This window comes from Kribbella rubisoli, from assembly GCF_004217145.1.
GTDB classification, from domain to species: domain Bacteria; phylum Actinomycetota; class Actinomycetes; order Propionibacteriales; family Kribbellaceae; genus Kribbella; species Kribbella rubisoli.
Genome location: NZ_SHKR01000011.1, coordinates 450730 through 471268, shown reverse-complemented (window position 1 = coordinate 471268; position 20539 = coordinate 450730). Strand labels below are relative to the sequence as shown.

At 66.7% G+C, this 20539-nt stretch carries 19 protein-coding genes; 11 read left to right on the top strand and 8 right to left on the bottom strand.

All coding sequences use genetic code 11. The features are described from left to right. Nucleotides 1-51 precede the first annotated feature (51 nt). Nucleotides 52-990: a 2,3,4,5-tetrahydropyridine-2,6-dicarboxylate N-succinyltransferase gene (gene dapD / locus EV645_RS04885; RefSeq protein WP_130440155.1), complete on the bottom strand. Its 939-nt coding sequence runs from the start codon at nucleotides 988-990 to the stop codon at nucleotides 52-54. Between the two features lie 53 nt (nucleotides 991-1043). On the opposite strand from dapD, the gene EV645_RS04880 reads away from it, so the two are divergent. The 3 genes from EV645_RS04880 to EV645_RS04870 are packed head-to-tail and all read left to right on the top strand — an operon-like array spanning nucleotide 1044 to nucleotide 5873. Further along, the gene (locus EV645_RS04880; protein ID WP_130440153.1) at nucleotides 1044-1892 is read left to right on the top strand and encodes a phosphotransferase; all 849 of its coding nucleotides are present in this window, start codon (nucleotides 1044-1046) and stop codon (nucleotides 1890-1892) included. Beyond that, nucleotides 1889-2782, top strand: a complete 894-nt coding sequence (locus EV645_RS04875; protein WP_130440151.1) for a Rossmann-fold NAD(P)-binding domain-containing protein — start codon at nucleotides 1889-1891, stop codon at nucleotides 2780-2782. Before EV645_RS04880 ends, EV645_RS04875 begins: the two co-directional genes overlap by 4 nt. Nucleotides 2783-2798: 16 nt before the next feature. Then, on the top strand, nucleotides 2799-5873 hold the full coding sequence (locus EV645_RS04870; protein WP_130440149.1) for a GH92 family glycosyl hydrolase: 3075 nt from the start codon (nucleotides 2799-2801) through the stop codon (nucleotides 5871-5873). 517 nt (nucleotides 5874-6390) lie between these two features. On the opposite strand, the gene EV645_RS41755 is transcribed toward EV645_RS04870, so the two are convergent. Further along, nucleotides 6391-7317, bottom strand: coding sequence for an acyltransferase domain-containing protein (locus EV645_RS41755; RefSeq protein ID WP_157997004.1), 927 nt, complete (start codon nucleotides 7315-7317; stop codon nucleotides 6391-6393). Nucleotides 7318-7544: 227 nt separating this feature from the next. On the opposite strand from EV645_RS41755, the gene EV645_RS04860 reads away from it, so the two are divergent. The 4 genes from EV645_RS04860 (at nucleotide 7545) to EV645_RS04845 (ending at nucleotide 9887) form a co-directional block, all read left to right on the top strand. Next, a complete protein-coding gene (locus EV645_RS04860) occupies nucleotides 7545-7796 on the top strand; it encodes a hypothetical protein (protein ID WP_130440144.1) in 252 nt (83 codons plus the stop codon). 551 nt (nucleotides 7797-8347) lie between these two features. Continuing rightward, entirely contained in the window at nucleotides 8348-8692 is a 345-nt protein-coding gene (locus tag EV645_RS04855; protein WP_130440142.1) for a DUF7674 family protein, read from the top strand. Nucleotides 8693-8814: 122 nt separating this feature from the next. Then, nucleotides 8815-9282 carry an SCO4402 family protein gene (locus EV645_RS04850; RefSeq protein WP_130440140.1) on the top strand — a complete coding sequence of 156 codons (468 nt, stop codon included), beginning with the start codon at nucleotides 8815-8817 and terminating at the stop codon, nucleotides 9280-9282. A gap of 113 nt (nucleotides 9283-9395) precedes the next feature. Then, nucleotides 9396-9887 (top strand): DUF4265 domain-containing protein, encoded by a 492-nt coding sequence (locus EV645_RS04845; protein ID WP_157997003.1) that lies wholly within the window; start codon nucleotides 9396-9398, stop codon nucleotides 9885-9887. A gap of 470 nt (nucleotides 9888-10357) precedes the next feature. Here the strand turns inward: EV645_RS04845 and EV645_RS04840 are convergent, their stop codons facing one another. From EV645_RS04840 to EV645_RS04830, 3 genes are all read right to left on the bottom strand, one after another. Then, nucleotides 10358-11356, bottom strand: coding sequence for a LacI family DNA-binding transcriptional regulator (locus EV645_RS04840; protein ID WP_130440136.1), 999 nt, complete (start codon nucleotides 11354-11356; stop codon nucleotides 10358-10360). A gap of 111 nt (nucleotides 11357-11467) precedes the next feature. Continuing rightward, nucleotides 11468-12400 carry a ribokinase gene (locus EV645_RS04835; RefSeq protein WP_130440134.1) on the bottom strand — a complete coding sequence of 311 codons (933 nt, stop codon included), beginning with the start codon at nucleotides 12398-12400 and terminating at the stop codon, nucleotides 11468-11470. After that, nucleotides 12397-13059, bottom strand: coding sequence for a KpsF/GutQ family sugar-phosphate isomerase (locus tag EV645_RS04830; RefSeq protein ID WP_242000214.1), 663 nt, complete (start codon nucleotides 13057-13059; stop codon nucleotides 12397-12399). The genes EV645_RS04835 and EV645_RS04830 overlap by 4 nt, the downstream gene beginning before the upstream one ends. A gap of 237 nt (nucleotides 13060-13296) precedes the next feature. On the opposite strand from EV645_RS04830, the gene EV645_RS04825 reads away from it, so the two are divergent. From EV645_RS04825 to EV645_RS04810, 4 genes are all read left to right on the top strand, one after another. Continuing rightward, nucleotides 13297-14658: an ABC transporter substrate-binding protein gene (locus tag EV645_RS04825; RefSeq protein WP_130440132.1), complete on the top strand. Its 1362-nt coding sequence runs from the start codon at nucleotides 13297-13299 to the stop codon at nucleotides 14656-14658. Nucleotides 14659-14693: 35 nt separating this feature from the next. Further along, the gene (locus EV645_RS04820) at nucleotides 14694-15611 is read left to right on the top strand and encodes a carbohydrate ABC transporter permease (RefSeq protein ID WP_206751443.1); all 918 of its coding nucleotides are present in this window, start codon (nucleotides 14694-14696) and stop codon (nucleotides 15609-15611) included. Further along, nucleotides 15601-16398 (top strand): carbohydrate ABC transporter permease, encoded by a 798-nt coding sequence (locus EV645_RS04815; RefSeq protein WP_130440128.1) that lies wholly within the window; start codon nucleotides 15601-15603, stop codon nucleotides 16396-16398. Before EV645_RS04820 ends, EV645_RS04815 begins: the two co-directional genes overlap by 11 nt. Nucleotides 16399-16549: 151 nt before the next feature. After that, nucleotides 16550-18535, top strand: a complete 1986-nt coding sequence (locus EV645_RS04810) for a DUF4185 domain-containing protein (protein ID WP_206751442.1) — start codon at nucleotides 16550-16552, stop codon at nucleotides 18533-18535. 53 nt (nucleotides 18536-18588) lie between these two features. On the opposite strand, the gene EV645_RS04805 is transcribed toward EV645_RS04810, so the two are convergent. From EV645_RS04805 to EV645_RS04795, 3 genes are all read right to left on the bottom strand, one after another. Further along, entirely contained in the window at nucleotides 18589-19053 is a 465-nt protein-coding gene (locus EV645_RS04805) for a GNAT family N-acetyltransferase (protein ID WP_130440126.1), read from the bottom strand. Between the two features lie 131 nt (nucleotides 19054-19184). Further along, complete coding sequence (locus EV645_RS04800; RefSeq protein WP_242000213.1) at nucleotides 19185-19850, bottom strand: maleylpyruvate isomerase family mycothiol-dependent enzyme; 666 nt, start codon at nucleotides 19848-19850, stop codon at nucleotides 19185-19187. Beyond that, nucleotides 19841-20491: a pyridoxine/pyridoxamine 5'-phosphate oxidase gene (locus tag EV645_RS04795; RefSeq protein WP_130440122.1), complete on the bottom strand. Its 651-nt coding sequence runs from the start codon at nucleotides 20489-20491 to the stop codon at nucleotides 19841-19843. Before EV645_RS04795 ends, EV645_RS04800 begins: the two co-directional genes overlap by 10 nt. Nucleotides 20492-20539 lie beyond the last annotated feature (48 nt).

The window sequence follows — 20539 nt, the reverse complement described above, 5'->3', positions numbered from 1 at the left end:
GTTGACGTGTGCAGGTCTGTGTTTGTTGGCAAAGTCATACTTTCGTACAGGTCAGGCGTTGGCGTGCAGCGCCTCGTTGAGCGTGATGCCCTCGCCCTTACGCGGCCGGGCCTCGACAGCGCCCGTGACCGAGTTGCGGATGAAGAGCAGGCCGGGCTGGCCGGACAGGTCGCGGGCCTTCACCGCGGTGCCGTCCGGGAGCGTGACCTTGGTGCCGGCGGTCACGTACAGACCCGCCTCGACCACGCAGTCGTCGCCGAGCGAGATGCCGGTCCCGCCGTTCGCGCCGAGCAGGCAGCGCTTGCCGATCGAGATGACCTGCTTGCCGCCGCCCGACAGCGTGCCCATGATCGATGCGCCGGCGCCGATGTCGCTGCCGTCGTCGACCACGACCCCGGCGACGATTCGGCCCTCGACCATCGACGTACCGAGCGTGCCGGCGTTGAAGTTCACGAAGCCCTCGTGCATGACAGTGGTGCCCTCGGCGAGGTGCGCGCCCAGCCGGACGCGGTCGGCGTCACCGATCCGGACACCGGACGGTACGACGTAGTCCGTCATCCGCGGGAACTTGTCGACGCTGGTCACGCCGAGGTGCTGACCTGCGGCGCGCGCCCGCAGCCGGACGTTCTCGATCTCGTCGACCGGGACCGGGCCGAGGGAGGTCCAGGCGTTGTTCGGGAGGGCGGCGAAGATGCCGTCCAGGTTGACGCCGTGCGGGCGGACCAGGCGGTGGCTGAGCAGGTGCAGGCGGAGGTACGCGTCCGCAGTACCGCTCGGGGCGTCGTCCAGGACGATCTGGGTCGTCACCACCTCACGGCGCACCTGCCGGAGGTCGTCGTGGCCCTCGGCGGCGATCAGTTCGGCCGGCGCCTTGGTGTCCTCGGGCCGCGCTCCGAGCGCGGGCGCCGGGTACCAGACGTCGAGGACGTCTCCAGCAGTCGTCACGGTCGCAAGGCCGAAGCCCCAGGCATGCACGGCGTTCTCGGTCATGGCTACACCCTAATTCGGCGGCGGTCTGGCGCGCGGCGTGGTCTACTCTTCGGATGCTTCCCGCCTGGCTTGAGGTCGTGTCGGATCCGGTTCTCGAGGCTACGAAGGCGCCTGGTCTCGCCGAGCTGCACGGGGAGTTGCTGCGGCAGTGGGGGTCGTCCGAGGTGTGGAGGTTGTCCTTCGGGCTGCGCAGCGTGATCGTCAAACGCGGTACGGACGGTCAGGCGGACGAGGCCGACGCTTACGAGCGGTTCGTCGTACCACTTGACCTGCCGGCGCCCGCGTTGCTGCACCGGCATCGTTCTGCGGGAGCGGGCGTGCTGGTGCTGGCGGATGTCGGGCGGGTGACGTTGGAGCAGGAGCCGAGTGCTTCCGGCTTCCTTGCGGCCGCTGAGCTGGCTGCGGCGATCCGGTCGCGGGAGGCGCCGCAGCACAGCGAGTTCCCGCCGGAGCGCGTGAAGGAGATGGCGGACCGGATCGGGCGGATCGACTTCGACCTCAGCCCGCTGACCGAGGCGTTGGCCGCGCTGCACCGGGACGCTCCGGTCGGCGTCGTACACGGTGACTTCGTGCCGAAGAACCTGGTCACCGACGGCATGCACTGGACTGCGATCGACTGGCCCGGGGCTTATCTGGCACCGCATCTCAGCGACCTCTATACCTTGCTCCGCGACGCCGAGTCCCTCGGCCTCGACCGCGCCCCGATCGTTGCCCGCTACATCGATGCTGCAGGCACCAATCTGTCCTTGGTCGAACGACAGCTCCTGGTCGGCGGGGGATGCTTCTACCTGGTGGCGTTGCGATTCATCGTCGAGGAGGGCTTGCGGACGATCCCTGATTCGGTGAACTGGATCGACGGATTGCTCACCGAACTCGCGGACGTCGTCGGAGCCTTGTCGTGAAGCTCCTGGTCCTGGGCGGCACGAAGAACCTCGGCCGCCACGTCGTCGAGGCAGCGCTTGCCTCCGGCCACGATGTGACGCTCTTCAACCGCGACCAGACGAACCCGGACCTGTTTCCTGGTGTACGCCGCCTAGTCGGCGAACGCTCAGCGCCTGACGTGCTGGCCACGGGCGAGTGGGACGGTGTGATCGACATGTCCGGATTCCTCGTCCGCGACGTCTCGTTGAGCGCCTCTTTGCTGCGCGACCGATGCGGCTTCTACACCTACATGTCGTCGATCGCGGTCTATGCCAGCAAGATCACGCCCGGGATGACGGAGTACGCCGAGCTGCTGCCGTGGCCGGACGGCGCGCCCGAGGACCACTTCACGATGGACCTCTACGGCCCGTCGAAGGTCCGCTGCGAATCGTTGCTCACCGCCACCTTCGGCGACCGCGCCGCCGCCGTACGCTCCGGCTTCGTCGTCGGCCCCTACAACCCCGACTTCGGCAACTGGGGCTGGGCCCTCGCCCACGACCTTCCGATGGAATGCGCCGCCCGCCCCGACCAACCCATCCAGTACATCGACGCCCGAGACCTGGCCGCCTTCCTCCTCCACCTCACAGTCGAAGGCCTGTGCGGCCCCTACAACGCCGTCGGCCCCACCCACACGATGACCGACCTCGCCAACGCCTGGCGCTCCGCCGTACCCAAGCCCCCACCCGTCGACTGGCACCCCGCCGAGGACCGCTTCCACCTCCCTCACAACGGCACCAACGACGGCACCTTCCAACTAACCAACACCCGAGCCCTCACCGCCGGCCTCCACCTCCGCCCAGATGCAGACTCCGCTCGCGACTACATCGCCTGGGTCCAGAACGGAAACGTTCCTCCCGAGCCGCCGCACTGATACGTAACATTGCGCCGTGATCATTGAGACCGGTGGTGGACCAGGTGGACCGACCAGTGCGCGGGCTGGGTTCAGCAGTGTGGAGGGGACTCGGTACTCCGGGACTTCCGGCGGGAGGCAGGAGGTTGTGCTGCCGGGGGTCGGGGGAGTGGTCCAGGCCGGTGACCGGTTGCGGTACAAGGTCTATCCGGAGCTGGATGCGGAGCTGAGCTACTCGGCTACCTATGTCGCGGTGGAGTTGGTTTTCGCGGACGGGGCGCGGTCGGCGGGGGTTGATCAGTACGGGAAGCCGGCCGATGCGGCGGGGCAGGGTTCGGCGAAGATCCTGTACGCCGACCAGTGGAACGACGTGCAGGTTGATCTGACCGCGTACGCCGGGAAGACGATCGCGGACGTGCTGCTCGTGGTGGATGCGCCTGAGGCGGGGCATGCGTTCGTCGGGTGGATCGACGACGTCGAGGTCGGGCCGGCGCCGGTCGAGCCGGACGGCACGGACCTTGCGGCGTACGTCGACACCCGCCGCGGTTCGAACGCCAGCCACGACTTCTCGCGCGGCAACACGCTGCCCATCACCGCCTGGCCGAACGGGTTCAACTTCCTCACCCCGGTGACCAACGCGTCGACGTACCGCTGGCCGTACGAGTACCACCGCGCCAACAACGCGGACAACCGCCCCGAGTTGCAGGGCCTCACGTTCTCGCACCAGCCGAGTCCGTGGATGGGCGATCGCGATCAGCTCACGATCATGCCGGTCGCGGCGGCCTCGCCGTTGGGCGATCCTGTCGAGCGAGCGGTTGCCTTCAGCCACGACGACGAGGTCGCGCGGCCGGACCTCTACTCGGTCGCGCTCGCGAACGGCGTACGCGCGGAGCTCGCGCCGACCGACCACGGCGCGATCTTCCGCTTCACGTTCCCGGCCGACGCTGCGGGGCGGCACCTGGTCTTCGACACGATCGACGAGAACGGCGCTTTCTCGTACGACGGGACCGCGCTCGCGGGCTGGGTCGAGAACGGGGCGGAGTTCGGGCGGACGCGGATGTTCTGCTACGGCGAGTTCTCGATTGAACCGATCGGTTTCGGTCCTGCGTCCGGCGGTCGCGAGAACGCGCGGGCCGCGAGCTTCGACGTACCTCAGGTGACGTTGCGGATGGCAACGTCCTTCATCGGGGTCGACCAGGCGCGACACAACCTGTCGCTGGAGCTCGGCGGGACGTTCGAGGAGATCCAGGCCGCGGCCAACGCCGCGTGGAACGAGCGACTCGCGGTCATCCGGCCGGAGGGCGCGACGCCGCCGCAGCTGCGGACCGTGTACGGCAACCTGTACCGGCTCAACCTCTACCCGAACTCGCACTTCGAGAACTCAGGAACGCTGGACGAGCCGTCGTACGTGTATGCGAGCCCGGTGCTTCCTGTCGACGGTACGGCGACCGATCGGTTGTCGAATGCTGTTGTGAAGCCAGGCAAGATGTATGTGAACAGCGGGTTCTGGGACACGTACCGGACCGCGTGGCCGGCGTACGCGTTCTTCTATCCGGCGTTGACCGGCGAGCTGGTCAACGGGTTCGTGCAGCAGTACCGCGACGGCGGATGGATCGCGCGGTGGTCCTCGCCCGGGTACGCCGACTGCATGACCGGGACGAGTTCGGACGTGTCGTTCGCCGACGCGTATCTCAAGGGCGTCGAGTTGCCGGACCCGTTGGCGACGTACGACGCCGGGCTCCGGAACGCGACCGTCGCGCCGGAGGCGACCGAGGTCGGGCGCAAGGGCGTGGAGACAGGGTTCTTCGCCGGTTACGTGAGCACGGACACCGAGGAAAGCGTGTCGTGGTCGCTCGAGGCGTACCTGAACGACTTCGGGCTCGCGTCTATGGCGTTGCAGCTGTCTGAGGTGTTTCCTGATCGGCGTTCGCAGTTGTTGGAGGAAGCGGAGTACCTGCGCCGCCGCTCGCTGAACTACGTCCTGCTGTTCGACCCGGCGGTGAACTTCTTCCAGGGTCGCCTGGCGGACGGGACCTTCGCCAAGTCACCTGCCGACTTCGATCCCGAGGAGTGGGGCGGCGACTTCACCGAAACCGACGGCTGGAACTTCGCCTTCCACGTCGCCCACGACCCACGCGGCCTCGCCAACCTGTACGGCGGCCCACGCGGCCTCGAAGCCAAACTCGATGCGTTCTTCTCCACGCCGGAACTGGCCGTGAAGAAGGGCACGTACTCGATCGTCATCCACGAGATGCTCGAGGCCCAGGCCGTCCGCATGGGCCAGTTCGGCTTCAGCAACCAGCCCGCCCATCACATCGCCTGGATGTACAACTACGCCGGCGCCCCGCACAAGACGCAGGCAATCGTCCGCGAGGTCCTCGACCGCCTGTACGTCGGCGAACAAATCGGCCAGGGCTACCCCGGCGACGAGGACAACGGCGAAATGTCAGCCTGGTACCTCTTCGCCGCGCTAGGCCTCTACCCCCTCCGCGTGGGCGCCCCCGACTACGCCATCGGCTCGCCGCTCTTCCCTCGCACAGTGGTCACACCCCTCGGCGGCCGACCCTTGACCGTCACCGCCTCCGGGGTCGAAAACCCTTACGTCCAGGACGTCCTGGTCGACGGCAAACCGTTGCCCACAGCATCCATCACCGCCGCCGAACTGGCTGCAGCCGAGCACCTGGACTTCACCCTCGGCGCCACCCCGTCAGACTGGGCCACCCTGGACTCCCCGCCGGCCCTGACCCTCGACGACGCCATCCCCACCCCACTAGTCGACCTGATCCCCCGCGACCCCAACAACCCCTTGTTCGACGACACCTCGACGACCTCCACCGAGGTCGAGACCGTCAGCTGGACGCTCCCGTCACCCGCGACCCCCACCCTCTACACCCTCACCTCACCCGCCTCTGGAGCCGCCCCCACCACCTGGCACCTAGAGGGCTCGCCCGACGGCACCACCTGGACCGCCCTGGACACCCGCACCAACCAGACCTTCCCTTGGCCCCGCCAAACCCGCCCCTTCACCATCCCCAACCCCGCCACGTTCCAGCACTACCGCCTAACCTTCCCCACCCCCACCCCCCTCACCCAAATAGAACTCCTCAACTAACCCGCACACCGACCAAAGGACACCGCTCCGCGGCCGCTGTCTTGTTGCCCGGCTCCGCCGGCGCGCGGAGCGCATCGACACATCCACGCCGTCCGCGCGCTCAACTGTTGCGGGATGTATGTCGGACCTGCCCTGGCCGGCGGGTACGACCGGAGGAAAGGACACCGCTTCGCGGCGGCTGTCTAATTGGCCGGCTCCGCCGGCGCGCGGACCGTATCGACACGTCCACGCGGTCCGCGCGCTCAACTGTTGCGGGCGGCATGTCGGATCTGCCCTGGCCGGCGGGCTCCACCGGACGAGAGAGGACATCGCTTCGCGGCGGAACCTTATCTGCCGGCTCCGCTGACGCGCGCACTGCATCGTCGGCTCAGCGCACCACGCGGCCCGCTGGTGTGGAACGCATGCGTCCGCCCCGCCGCAAACCACGCCCGTACGGTCGGTCCTGCGAGGCACATCGCGCAGCGCTCCCCCCGACGCTCAGCGCATCCGCGCGACCCCAGCAGGTTGCCGCCAACCCTCAGCGCGCGACGATGCGGATCCACCCGGTCTGGTTGTACCAGTGACCGTCCCGCCGCAAATGACTCACGATTGCGCGTTCCAGCGTGGTCCGCTGCGGCAGCTCGTCCAGTAGAGACGCAGGCACACGCGGTCCGTCGTACCGCCGATGGAACACATGCTCGAGCGGCGCCCAATCGGCCTCGACCCGCTCGCCGAACCGACTGAAGCGACGTTGAAACCGCATGATGTTCGACGACGCCGGAAGGTACTCCGCCAGCTGCGTGTCCATCAGCCATGAATGACAAGCGAACCCAACCACCTTCTCGGCGAACTGCTCGACAACCTCGGCAGCCCGACCGAACGACGCATCGCACGCAGCCTCACTCAACGGCTCGCCGCTGGCCGGCACATGCGTGTTCAACGCACTCTCGCCGGCCCGAAGAAAATCGTTGGCATCCCCATCGGTACGGCGTGGTTCCCGCTCGAACGCCAACCGCCCCAGCCTGAACCCAACCCCCGTGAACACCATCGGCAAACCCCACGTCGCGTCCAACCCCGCCCGTCCAGTGAGCCGTCGCGACAAAGCCAACTCCTCGCCGAGCGCCAGCAATGAATCCCACGACTCGTCGTCGCTGAGCCCGATCGTCGCGTGATAGTCACGCACATGCGGTACAACCGCCAGGAACGCCCACACGAACAAGTGCCGCCCGACGGACCCGGTCTCGTCCGGCAACGCCGCCCAAGCAGGATTTCCCCGCCGCCGCTGCCCCATCTGCGCCAGCAACAGCCGATAAGAACAGCTGAGCACCCACCAAAGCTCAGGCTGGCGAACCGCATCGGGCCGCGCATCCAGCAACGAGTCCCGATCAACCCGCTCGATCCCCAACCTCCCGCACAGCCGTCCCACACCCTCATCGGACGGCAGCACCACCTCCGGCCCACCCACCCCACAAACAGACGAGAGCCGCTCCACCACCCCAGCAGCCAACCCCAACCGCCGCCCAACCTCCGCGGCCCCCAATTCCTGCCAACCACCGCCCGAACCAACGCCCACCAAACCCACCACCCTCATCCGAGAGCCTTCTCAGACTCATCCCGACGGGGGGCTCCTAAGGGTTTCCCTCCACGAACGTAGCATCCGGAGAGCTGGCATGTTCGTGACTAAATTCATCTGTGGCCACCGAACGCCGAGACCAACTGCTGGCCGACGTGGAGCACCCCGAAGGCCGCGACCGTCTCCGAGCCGTCGTCAAGTGCATGCTGGATGAGGCCACCACCGACGCCGTTCTGGAGGACTTGGAGCAGATCCGAGGGCTGGTCTCACCCGCAAACGAGGACAAGGTCCTCGATGTAATGGACCTCCTGGCTGGTTGGTTGGTGCCCACCACCGTTCCGGCTGACGGCGCAGGCGGCGCAGCGACATAGAGATGAAGAGTCTGGGGGCTGATCGCGATGGCGGTCCAAATTCAGCTTTGGATCAACGGCCACCTGGTCGACGGGGCTGAGGAGTGGTGGGACTACGTCGAGGCATCCCTTCGGGATGACGAAGGGGGGGCAGGTTACCCCGCTGCTCGGGCGCGTAGATCCCTTTGGCGACGAGCTGTTCGAGGGGGGAGGAGTTGGGCGCGCTAGCGGACGAGGTGCGGCGCCTCGCGCCGGGCGCTCTGGAGCAAGCTCGCCCCTTGCTGGAGAAGCTCGTCGCCCTCTGCGAGAAGGGCAGCCTTAGCCCGGCGTCCGAGCTGCGCTTCCTGGGCGATTGACCCAACCGCTGCCGGACAATCACTCGTGGCGACTGTAGATTCAAGAGGGGGGCTCGACTCCGCATGTCGGAGTACCGGGTTCTGGAACCTCGTCGACAACCTCCGCAAGGGGCATGGCCAATCCGAACCGAGTTGGGACCGCGCAACCATGGATGGGATCCGGACCGAGAACGCTACGGTCGCACAAAGGTCCGCTGATGAACTCGCGGGGCGCCCGTGAGTGCCAGCACCGTGGCTGCCATCGGCGCGCTGGTTGACGAGTACCGGGAGCTCACTCCGGTCCTGGCGGAGCACCTGGAGGACAACGAAGGCGAGATCCTTCCGCACCTCGTGCTGGCCGATGTCGTGCGTTGGCTTGCTGCCCGCGTCGACTCAGATCGGGACATCTGTAGCTCGATCCTCAATTGGCTTGAACGCGAGTACTTGCGCGGCCCGGAGGATGTGCGTGGGCTGATCGCGGTCAGCGGTGTCGAGATGATCCCGGACCCAGGCCAACCGGGCTCGGCTCTCCGGCAGTTGCTCGGGCCTTCCCTCAGAGAGGTCGACTCATGGCTTGTGTGATCGACCAGTTGACGACAACTGTGTCTACCGCCGCAGCGAGGACAACTGCTGTGAGACGCATGGGGTTCTACGTCCTCGATCCGACGGCAAGCCGTGAGATGAAGAGAGCTGGCGGAGGCTGAATGGATGTGGTCCGGTTTCAGCGGATGCGGCGTGACGTGCTGGACTCGCTTGCTGTCTTGTCCGACGCTGAGTATCAAGAGCGCGCATGGATCCGCGGCGAAGGGTTCCTGCCCGGGCAGTACGACGATTTCGACTACCACGTCCATGTCTTGTACGACGACACAGCTGTGCTCCCTGATCCGGCAGACTCGATAGGGACCGTGCTGGTGCCAGGAGACGAGATCGGGCGACTCCGAACTCTCGGGCGGCTCCTCGATGCGTTGCTCGCCGAGCATGGCGATGTAGGTGCGAGTGTCTTCATGGCGGATCCACGGTGGCCAGAAGTCGGACGCTCGGCGGCGCTCGCGCTGGCAGCCATGATCCGCAGTTGGGCATCGAGCGGCCGTGACGCAAACTCATCGCTCTGTCCTGATCGCCAATTCACGAGGGTTTCGAACATCTGCCGCGGAGCCGCGCTGGTGCGATGAACAGCACACAAGGCCCGACCCGCAAGGACGCTCAAGCCTGCATACGGCCGCAGGTGCCGGCGGTCATGCCGCTGTCCAAAGGCAACTTCTAGCTGGAGAGGACGTCTGTCAAGGTGGATGCGATCAGTTTCATCGTGCACGACGAGCCCGCGCTTCGTGGTGAGAGTAATTACATTGCACGGATTGATCTTGCTCCGTTCGAATTCGAAGGTCAGGTGGAGCAGGTTTGGCTGCGACGGATCGGCGATGACGGCGAGGCCGTTCTGTGTTGTATCCCGTTCCGGGCCTACGGTCTGGCCTTGCGAGACACGGTGCGGCTGTCGGCTGAGAGTGCCGTGATCGAGCTCGTCAATCCTTCTGGGAGTCGAGCGTTGAGGGCATTGATCGCGGAACTGGATGCGGGGGAGATCCGCGTAGTCAAGGCAGAGATCGATGCTCGGGTTTCGCGTGCGGGACTGCTGTTCGAGTGGAGTGGTGATCGGCACGTGGCGATCGACGTGCCGCTCGGCGCCGACGCGGAGGCCATCATGGACTACTTTGATGGCGAAGAGGCGGCGGATCGCCTGTACTGGGAGTGGAGTGACGTCGCTAGCTTCCGTGTCTGAGTCTCGAGGAAAGATCGCTGCTCGACAGCAGTTCGGCGGAGGATGCGCTGGTGATCGACGCGTGCTTCAAGCCGGAAGCGTTCTCTTCCCCACCGCTGGCGTGACCAAGATCGACCAGCGCCTGGCTGCCGGTCGTCTGGGATGCACATCGCGCAGTACGTGGCGAGACGGCGCTGCCATTCGTCCGGATCGGCATGTCGGGGCGGGCCGGAGCAGGTGTCGGGGCGGAGCCGTGTCTGAGGCGTCCCCACAGTTGCTTGGCGGCGGTGCGTTCGTCTGCTGATACGGTCTCGCTCGCCGCCGGAGGCGGCCGAAGGACAGCCGCCGCGAAGCGGTGTCCGATCTGCAGTCCTCGCGTCACCACAGTTGCCCGCGGCGGGGCCTGCGCCTGCGGGTGCGATCTCGCACGCCGCCGGAGGCGGCCAAAGAACTGTCGCCGCGAAGCGGTGTCCTTTGGCTGGTGTCCGCGGTTACTTCTTCGGGGCTGAGGTGGCTCGGATGTGGAGCTCGGTGCGGAGGGTGACTGTGGAGGGTGGGCGGCCGGGGGAGGTGGTGCGGTCTTTGAGGAGCATGCCGGCGGTGCGGCCCAGTTCGTACGTCGGTTGGGCGACGGTGGTGAGGCTGGGTACGACGAGGTCGGCCCAGGGGATGTCGTCGAAGCCGACGACTGCGATGTCGTCGGGGGCCCGGAGGCCTTTGCGGGCCAGGCATTCCAGCGCGCCGACGGTCATCAGGTTGTTGGTGGCGAACAACGCCTCAGGCGGGTCGGCCAGCTCGAGCAGGCTTTCCATGGCGGCGTACCCGCCGGCCTCACGGAAGTCCGCATGCCGCACAAGATCCTTGTCGTACCGGATCCCGCCAGCACGCAAAGCGGAGCGATAACCGCTCAGCCGATCCATGGCAGTCGAAACCTTGCGCGGACCAGTGATGCACGCGATCCGCTGGTACCCGCCGTCGATCAAGTGTTTGACCCCCTCAAACGCTCCATGCTCGTTATCGACGAGAACGGTGTCCGCCTCGACCCCCTCAACGCGACGGTCGATCATCACCAGCGGGATCTTCGCGTCCGCCAGCAGTTGCACGCCCTCGGCGGTCGACGTAGGCGAGATCACCACCCCCGCCATCTGATCGGTCAGCACGGCCGATGCGTACGCCGCTTCCTTCGCCGGATCCTCGTCCGAATTGCACAGTACGACGTGGTACCCCTCGGTCTGCGCAACATCCTCGAGCCCGCGCACCAACGACGTGAAGAACGGGTTCTCGATGTCGGAGATGACGACGGCCCACAGGTTCGTGGAGGACTTGCGCAGATTCCGGGCGACGCCGTTCGGGCGGTAGCCGAGTTCGGCGACCGCGGCGCGGACCTTCTCGGACAGCTCGGGGTCGACATTGCGCCGGCCGCTCAGGACCCGCGACACCGTCGCCGGAGATACCCCCGACCTACGCGCGACGTCGTAGATCGTCGTCATACCCGCTCCCCGCTGGAGATCCGATGGTCGTCTGGATCGCACTCTAACTCCGATCCCCGCAGTTGCACCCACGGACCACCGAGCAACGGCGGCCCGCGGGCACAAAGGATCTCATGACGCGGCCGAGGCCAGCAGCGCCAGGGCAGCAGCGCGGCCGGGCGCCGAATCAGCGGCGCCGTTGACGGTGGTCGACAGCGCTCCGGCGGCATTCGCGAGGCGTACGGCGTCCACGAGCCCGGCCCCGTCGGCCAGCGATGCGGCCAGTGTGCCGCAGAAGGCGTCGCCCGCGCCGACCGTATCGACAGTCGCGACCTCATAAGCATCGACCCGTTCCTCGTAGCCCGCCGCCCGGTCCAGGACGAAAGCACCCCGCGAGCCGAGCGTGACGACGCAACCACGCAGATCCCAGTCCTCGGCGAGCTTGCGCGCGATCATCGGCACCTGCGATTCGTCGTCGCAGTCGAGCCCGGTGAGGGCCCCCGCCTCGACCTCGTTCGGCACCAGGATGTCGACGTACGCCGCCAACCCCGGATCGACCGGCCCGACCGGAGCCGGGGTCAGGATCGTGGTGACGCCCGCGGTCGAGGCGAGCCGGAGGGCGGTGTGGCTCGCCTCGACCGGGAGCTCGAGCTGGACGCTGAGCACCTTGCTGGACACGAGCACCTCGGCCGCGGCCTCGACATCCGCAGCGGTGATCGCCGCGTTCGCGCGGGACACGATGATGATCGAGTTCCCGCCGTCCGGCAGCACCAGCGGCAGTCCGACGCCAGTGCCCAGCGATGGGTGCCGCACGATCCACGACGTGTCGACGCCGTTCGACGAGAGCAACTCGAGGAATTCCTCGCCGTACCGGTCCTCACCGATCGTGCCGACGATCGCCGTCCGCGCACCCATCCGCGCCGCCGCGATTGCCTGGTTGACGCCCTTGCCGCCGAGGAACTCCGCGAACCCGGTCCCGTGCAACGTCTCACCCGGCAACGGCCGCCGCTCCGCCGATGCGACCAGATCCTTCATGAACGATCCCAGCACGCAGACATCGTTCATGCCTGGTCCTCAGCCAGACGCTTGCCCAAGGCACCAGATGGATGGAACTGCGCGAAGTCGTGATGACTGAACGACCGCAGTACGACGAGAGCGCACGCCAACGCATCGCCCATCGCCAGTGAGGCCGTGGTCGATGCGGTCGGTGCCAAGTTCAGCGGATCCGCCTCGCGCAGCACCATGGTGTCCAGCGTGTACGTCGCCAGCCGGGCCAAGGTCGACTCCTCCCGACCGGTCATCGCGATCACCGGGATCGTCCGCTCCCGCAGCATCCGCGCGAACGCACACACCTCGGCGGTTTCACCGGATGCAGAGAGCGCCATGACGATGTCGCGCGACGTCACCGCACCGGAGTCGCCGTGCAGCGCATCGCCGGAGTGGATGAACGTGGCCGGTGTACCTGTGCTCGCCAGAGTGGCGGCGATCTTCCGGCCGACCAGACCGGACTTCCCGAGACCGGTCACCACCAGGTGGCCTTCGCACTGAGCGACCGCGAGCAGTACGTCGAGGAAGACCCCGTCCAGACGGTCCGCGAGTGCCGAGACGGCTGCGGCCTCGGTCTCGATAGCGTCGCGCGCCGCCTGTAATCCTCGTGCGACCAGGTCCCTGGACAGCTCGTCGGCCGTGCGGTGGGCGGACGCACGGTTCGGCACAACTGGCATCCCAGCGCCTCTCATCTCAGAAATCGATTTCCGCAGATTAGGCAGCGAGCCCGGCCGGTGTCAACGGCTGCACCGTGGTCGAAACCCTTGTCCATACGCGGGAATCGCAGCAGGTTGATCACATCGCCATCGCGTCGGCTCTTGACCGATCAGGGCACCGATCGTAGATTGCGAGAAATCGATTGCCCCTTGGCCGCCCCGAATCCCCGCCCGAAACACACCACCCTGGAGCACCTGATGGCCGCAACACCCTTCCCTGCCCGGCAGCTCAGCCGCCGCTCCGTCCTGCGCGGCGGTCTGGGCGCCTTCGCCGCGACGGCTGCCGGCGTACCGCTGCTGTCCGCCTGCGGCGGCAACGACTCCGGCGGCAACGCCAAGGAGATGTCGTTCTGGAACTTCTACGGTCCGTCGGACGACCAAGGTCCGCAGAGCAAGTGGTTCGTCGACACCGTCGCGGAGTGGAACAAGAACAACGACGTCAAGGTCAAGCTGCGCTACATCCCCGGCAAGGACTACCTGAACGGGACCACCCTGCAGACCGCGTTCCAGTCGGGGCAGGGCCCGGATATCTTCCTGATCAGCCCCGGCGACTTCCTCCGCTACTACAACGGCGGCGTACTGCAGGATCTCGGATCCGCATTGCCGGACGAGTCCAAGAAGGACTACCTACCCGGCCTGCTCGAGGCGCGCAGCGTCGACGGCAAGGTGTACGGCCTGCCGATGGAGATCGAGCCGCTCGCGATGTACTACAGCGAAGCTGCGTTCGAGTCGGCCGGCCTGTCCGAGGCCGACTTGCCCAAGACCTGGGACCAGACCATCGCGGTCGCGCAGAAGCTGACCAACAGCAAGCGGTACGGCGTGATGTTCGAGACGCTGCCCGGCTACTACCAGAACTTCACCTGGTACCCGTTCATGTGGCAGGGTGACGGCAACGCGATCAAGGACGGCAAGTCCGCGTTCGACTCGCCGGCCGCCGTACAGGCACTGAAGTTCTGGGGCGACACGATCAAGAACAAGGTTGCCCCGCGCAAAGCGCTCGGCGACGGCGGCGGTGACGTGGTCTCGAACCTCGGTTCCGGCGCGGCCGCGATGCAGCAGAGCGGGATCTGGGCCGTCGCGGACATGCGGACCAAGGCGAAGACCTTCAAGTACGGCATCATCCCGCTGCCTACGCCGGATGGCGGCTCGGCGGCCACCGACCTCGGCGGCTGGGCGTTCGTCGCCAACTCGAAGGGCAAGAACCCGGAGGCTGCGGCGAAGTTCATCGCGTGGGCGCTCGGCTCGACCGATGCCGCCGGCGTCGAGCGGCAGCGGCAGTGGAACACCGTGGTGAAGACCAACCTGCCGCCGCGCAAGTCGGTGCAGGAGGCCGCGGACGCGAAGGGTGCGTTCGCCGACGGCGCGCTGAAGAAGTTCGTCAGCCAGATCGCGCCGACCGGCAAGCCCGAGCCGCGGTTCCCACCGGAGGTGTACCAGCCGATCGCCGACGCGATCCAGGCCTGCCAGCTGAACGCGGCCGATCCGGCCAAGGCGGCGGCCGACGCGGCGGAGAAGATCGACACGTTCCTGAAGACCTACCAGGGCGCGCCGATCAGCTGATGGTGACGACAACAGTCCCTCCGTCCAAGCCCGCCGTGAAAGCGCGAGCGAAGCCCAAGGCCGGGATGACGCGGAAACGGCGCGAGGCGTTGGCGGCGTACGCCTTCCTCGCGCCGGACACCATCGGTCTGCTGATCTTCGTCGCGATCCCGATGGTGCTCGCCTTCGGGGTCGCGTTCTTCAAGGTCGATGGCTTCGGCAACTATCAGTACGTCGGCCTGGCCAACTACAAGCTGATGGCCGGGGACGATCAGCTCTGGGCCTCGCTGAAGGTCACCGGGATCTACGTGGTCACGTTCGTGCCGCTCGCGTTCGTGGTGAGCTTCGCGCTGGCGATGCTGGTCCGCAACCACTTCAAGGGCATCGGCTGGGTCCGCTCGGCGTTCTTCCTGCCGAACGTCGTCAGCCTGGTCGTGGTCGGCCTGATCTGGCAGTTCCTGCTGGTCGACAAGCGCGGCGCGCTCTCGAAGATCCTGGCGCCGTTCGGCCTCGGCGACGTGTCGTTCCTCGGTACGCCGTCCCTTGCTCTAGGCACCTATGTGGTGATCAGCGTCTGGTTTCTGATGGGATACCAGATGCTGGTGTTCCTGGCCGGCCTGAAGGATGTGCCGAAGGAGCTCGAGGACGCTGCGCAGATCGACGGTGCGGGCTCCTGGCAACGATTCCGGTACGTGATCTGGCCGCTGCTCAGGCCGACCAGCTTCTTCGTCGTGGTGAACTCGACGATCGGCGCGGTCACCGGTCTGCAGGCGTTCGACCTGGTCTTCGTGCTCACCAAGGGCGGTCCGGCCCGCGCGACGAGCACGGTCGTGCTCTACATCTACGAGCAGGCGTTCACCTTCAACAACATGGGGTACGCCGCCGCGCTGACCACCGTCGTCGTGGCGATCCTCGTCATCTGTACCGGCCTGATGTTCGGCGTCACCCGAGGAGGTCGCTTCGATGAGGATTAGGTTCTTCCCGATCCTGGCTCACGTTCTCGCGATCATCGCGGTCGCGCCGCTGATCTGGATCCTGATCAGTGCGTTGAAGCCGGCCGAGGACGTGTTCAACTTCGGCTGGCCGTCGACCTGGACGTTGGACAACCTGCAGTACGTGCTGCTGAAGATCCCGATGCCGCGGTTCATGCTGAACTCCGCGATCGTGTCGGTGACGGTCACCGTGATCGCCCTGTTCTTCCACAGCATGGCGGCGTACGCGCTGGCCCGGCTGCGGTTCCCGGGGCGCGGGATCATCTTCTCCGGGATCATGTCGACGCTGCTCGTGTCGCTGCCGGTGATACTAGTTCCATTGTTTCTAGTGGCAAAGCAACTAGGTCTACTCGATAGCTACGCCGGGTTGATCGTGCCGAGCATCTTCCACGCGTTCGGCATCTTCCTGCTCCGGCAGTACTACCTGAATATCCCGCGCGAGCTCGAGGAAGCGGCCGATCTCGACGGCTGCGGCTACTGGCGGCGGTACTGGAGCGTCATCCTGCCGCTCAGCCGGCCGGTGCTGGCGTCGCTGTCGGTGCTGTTCTTCCTGGCCAACTGGAACGCATTCCTCTGGCCGCTCACCATCACCCGGAATCCGGATCTGCGCGTCATCCAGCTCGGCGTCTCCGGTATGCAGGGGCAGTACGCCTCGGCCTGGAACCTCATTCTCGCGGCCGCCGTGATCGCGGCCATTCCCACGGTCGTGGTGTTCGTCGCGGGCCAGCGCCGCCTGGTCGACGCAATGAAGACGACCGGCCTCAAGTGAAGGAACCGCTATGAAACGTGGGGCACTGCTTGCCGTCCTGCCGCTGGTCTTCGGAACAGCGACCCTCCTCACCCAGTCCAGCCAGTCGGCACCACCCTCCGCCACGCCGGCCGGGGCCAGCCATACCAAACCGTATGGTACGGCGCCATCGGTGGACCATACCAAACGGTATGGCATGGCGGGCTCGGTCGGCTCAGTCGGCTCGGTCGGGACCGCGCAGGTGGAGTCGAAAGGCACGGCCAGCAAGAGCGACGGCGACCTCTGGCCGTCCTGCTGGGCCGGCAACGACAAGTTGTACGCCGCCAACGGTGACGGCAAGGGCTTCAGTACCGACGGGGACTTCGCCGACATCGCGGTCAGCGAGATCAACGGCACGCCAGGGAACTTGTCCGGGGCAACGATCTCCAAGGGCGACCAGGTCGGATCGATCTGGAGCGGCGCCGGATACAACCGGAAGCCGACCGGGATGGTCTGCGTCGGCGACACGTTGTACCTAGCGGTGCAGGACCTGGCGCTGGACTTCAACGACGTACCGGCCGCGACGATCCTGAAGTCGACGGACCACGGGAAGACCTGGACCTGGGACAGGACGAAGCCGATGTTCTCGGACCATGTCTTCACGACGATCTGGTTCGCGGACTTCGGCAAGGGCGGTGCGCTGGCGCCGGACGGGTACGTGTACGCGTACGGGCTGGACGGGAACTGGCGGGACTCGTTCGACGACACGGTTGCCGATCCGCAGAGTGTGTTCTTGGCGCGGGTTCCTAAGAACAAGGTGCAGGACCGGGGCGCGTGGAAGTTCTACACCGGCGCCGGATGGTCGTCGAAGATCGCAGATCGCAAGCCGGTGCTGACCGACACGCGGCGGTTGTACGCGCAGACGTACGGGACGAATGCGTCCAACCTGAGCGTGATCAGCCAGGGCGGCGTCACGTATCTCGCGAAGCAGAAGCGGTACGTGTACACCTCGTGGACGGAGTACACCTTCGAGTTCTACGAGTCGCCGACGCCGTGGGGTCCGTGGAAACACTTCATGAGCAAGGACTTCGGCGGGTACCCGTGGTCGACGTCGAAGTACGGCGGGTACGGCGTGACGATCCCGTCGAAGTTCGTTCAGCCCGACGGCAACACGATGTATATCCAGGCGAACGTCTGCCCGTGCGGCGGCGGTGGGATCGGTACGTCGGTCTACAACTTCAACCTGCGCAAGCTGGTCATCACGCCCTCGACCAACGCGCCGGCGACGAACCTGCCGGGTCCCGACAACCTCGCGGCGCCGGCGTCGGGTGCGGTCGCGATCTCGAAGTCGACGAACTCCGGCAGTCTCGCGTTGATGAACGACGGGGCGAAGACGGGCAGCGAGTCGGACTTCGACGACGAGGTGAAGGGCACGTCGTGGTGGGGGTATGAATGGCCGGCGCGGCACAAGGTCAACAATGTCGAGTTCACGTCGGGTGCGGTGTCGGCCGAGGGCGGGTACTTCACGGGGCGGCCGCGGGTGCAGGTCAAGCAGGGCGGCGCATGGGTCGAGGTCGGGTCGCAGACGGTGTCGCCTGCGTACCCGGGTGATGCGTCGGCCGGGGCGAACACGACGTACACGATCACGTTCCCGGTGCAGGAGACCGATGGGGTGCGGGTGATCGGGTTGCCTGGCGGGACGCGTTCGTACACGACGGTGTCCGAGCTGGCGGTCCGGTACGTGTCGCAGTTGGCGGACGGCGGGTTCGAGGGCACCGGCGGCGGGAAGCCTGCTTGGCTCTTCGAGGGTACTGCGGCCAACGGCGTCGACCGCGGCCTGGGCTTCGCGCATTCGGGTGCCAACAACGGCTGGATTCGCTGTACCTGCACGGGTTTCAGCGATCTCTACCAGACGGTCCCGGTCACACCGGGTACGACGTACACCTTCGGCTCGTGGATCAACGCGTCCGCCAACCTCCCAGCAGACCAAGGCCGCTTCGGCGTCCGCGCCGGTACGACGGACCTCGCGAGCACGACGTTCGGGGCCGGCACCGGCTACGTCCACCACGAGGTCACCGTCAAGATCCCCGCCAACACCCACGAGGTCACCGTCTACGCCGGCTTCAACGCCCCCAACCTGGACACGTGGATCCAGACAGACGACTTCACCGTCAGCTGACTCCGCTTTCCGGAAAGAAGTAGTCACCCACCGACGACTTCTTTCCGGAAAGCTCAAGGACGTAGCGGCATGACCATGAGCAAACAAGGGTTGTTTCCCCAGAGCGTGGTCAGCTCCTCGAGCGGCAGGAAGCCCATTGCCTCGTAGAACGCTCGGGTAGCTGCGTAGCCGGCGTTCGGCCGGGACGGGCCGAGGGTCTTCACCTGCAGCAACTGGCAGCCGGAGCCGCGCAGGTCTGACACCAGCCGGTGAACCATCGCCGCGCCGATGCCGTGCCGGTGCCAGTTCGGTGCGACCGCCATCAGGTGAATCTCGGAGGCCTGCGGGAAATGCCTCCGATAGAGGAGCATGCCGACCGGCTCATCGTCGGCGCGGGCTACCAGCCCGGGCAAGTCGCAGGCCGCGTTCACGTACTCCGTGTTGGCCTCGGGGATGCCGAACCAGGTTGGCAGTTGCGCGAGGAGCGTCGCGGTGATGCTCGCGAGTTCAGCCGACCCGTCTACCGCGGAGATCTCCATCGTCGAACTGTGGCACAGCTGCGGATCCCAGCCATTCACCAACCAGCTCGCCGGCCGTGAGGGCGCACTCGGCTGTGCGTCTTGGTGGGGGATGCTCGCGGTTGATCAGTGCGCGAGGTCCGCTGCTGTTCCTAGGGCCAGGGGAGGAGCTGCAGTGCTGGGCCGGTGATCGGGCCGGGAGTGGGGCGGCCGGCGTACCAGGCGGTTAGGTCGGTGAGGTTGCCGGTGAGGACGATCTGCTCGCCGGAGCCGTTTTCCCACGTGGCGGTGGGGGATGTGAGAACGAGGTGGGTGCCGTCGGGGGTGCGGGGGCGGAGGAAGTCCAGGAGGTGTAGGCAGAACGACGGGGACCAGCTTGTGGGGGTGAGGCCCAGGTTGAGGTCTGTGGTGTGGATGGTTAGTTCTCGCCGGGTGGCTTGGAGGCCGGCAGAGAGGTTGCTGTTGCGGTGGAGGATGGGGAGGGGCCAGTCGGTGGGGCTGACCTTGTCCCAGGAGGCGAGCAGGGTGGTGACTGCCTGGGTGAGGTGGGTGCGGAGGTCGGCGGCGGAGCGGTCGGCGCCGGATTCGATGGCGGTGTCGCGGGCGGGGCGGCCGCCGTCGTACATCTCGATCAGGCGACCATCCAGCGCCCCGTCGACCTGACGGGTCATCGCCTCGGAGAAGTTCGCGATGTGCGTGATGACGTGGCCGCGGGACCAACCGGGCAGGGCCGAATCGCCGCGGGCGGTCGCGTCGTCCAGGTCGGCGGCCAGCGCGAGGAGTGCGTCGGCGGCAGCATGTACCTCGTTCAGGGCCACAACAGCTCCTTTGTCCATTGGTCTTCGAGCCTGTAGCGCAGCCGCGTGTGCCGGCGATCCCGATCGGCCTGCCAGAACTCGACCTCTTCGGCGCGCACTGTGTACAGCGTCCAGTTCGGCGCAACCAGCCCAGGCTCCGCAGCGATCCGCCCGGCCTGCTCCGCAACCGCCACGTCGATGTCCGCGGGATCCGCGAGTACGGCGCTCTGCCGCCCGACCAAGGCCTCAGCCCGAGCCGCCTCCGGCCGCAGCAGGAAGTCCCGCGCCGAATCGTCCGGCGAAGCGAGCTCGACCGTCCCGAGTACGCGGACCTGCCGTCCCAGCGGGATCCAGTAGAACGTGAGAGCGGCGTACGGCGACGTTGCGAGTTCGTCGCCCTTGCGGCTGGTCGACGTCGACGCGAACTGCCAGCCGTCATCCGTCACGTTCTTGAGGATCAGGACGCGCCCGTTCGGCCGACCGTCGGCGCGGACCGTGGACAGGGTCATGGCGCACGGCTCGGGCACCTGTTCGTCGATCGCGCCCAGCAGCCACTCGACGAACAACGGATGCGGCGTCGCGGGAGCAAGCGCTGGATTCCAGGCGGGTGGAGTGCCGGTCAGCGTCGGTACGGCGCGCAGCCGGGTGCGGAGATCGGTCACGCTTCGAGACCCTAGGCGAAGTATTCACATGGCAGCAAGCAGGTTTCC

Bases quoted from the DNA above. Each gene is read 5' to 3' on its own strand.
- dapD (WP_130440155.1), bottom strand. From the start codon at position 990: ATGACCGAGAACGCCGTGCATGCCTGGGGCTTCGGCCTTGCGACCGTG.
- EV645_RS04880 (WP_130440153.1), top strand. From the start codon at position 1,044: ATGCTTCCCGCCTGGCTTGAGGTCGTGTCGGATCCGGTTCTCGAGGCT.
- EV645_RS04850 (WP_130440140.1), top strand. From the start codon at position 8,815: ATGGATGTGGTCCGGTTTCAGCGGATGCGGCGTGACGTGCTGGACTCG.
- EV645_RS04840 (WP_130440136.1), bottom strand. From the start codon at position 11,356: ATGACGACGATCTACGACGTCGCGCGTAGGTCGGGGGTATCTCCGGCG.
- EV645_RS04835 (WP_130440134.1), bottom strand. From the start codon at position 12,400: ATGAACGATGTCTGCGTGCTGGGATCGTTCATGAAGGATCTGGTCGCA.
- EV645_RS04830 (WP_242000214.1), bottom strand. From the start codon at position 13,059: ATGCCAGTTGTGCCGAACCGTGCGTCCGCCCACCGCACGGCCGACGAG.
- EV645_RS04825 (WP_130440132.1), top strand. From the start codon at position 13,297: ATGGCCGCAACACCCTTCCCTGCCCGGCAGCTCAGCCGCCGCTCCGTC.
- EV645_RS04815 (WP_130440128.1), top strand. From the start codon at position 15,601: ATGAGGATTAGGTTCTTCCCGATCCTGGCTCACGTTCTCGCGATCATC.
- EV645_RS04805 (WP_130440126.1), bottom strand. From the start codon at position 19,053: ATGGAGATCTCCGCGGTAGACGGGTCGGCTGAACTCGCGAGCATCACC.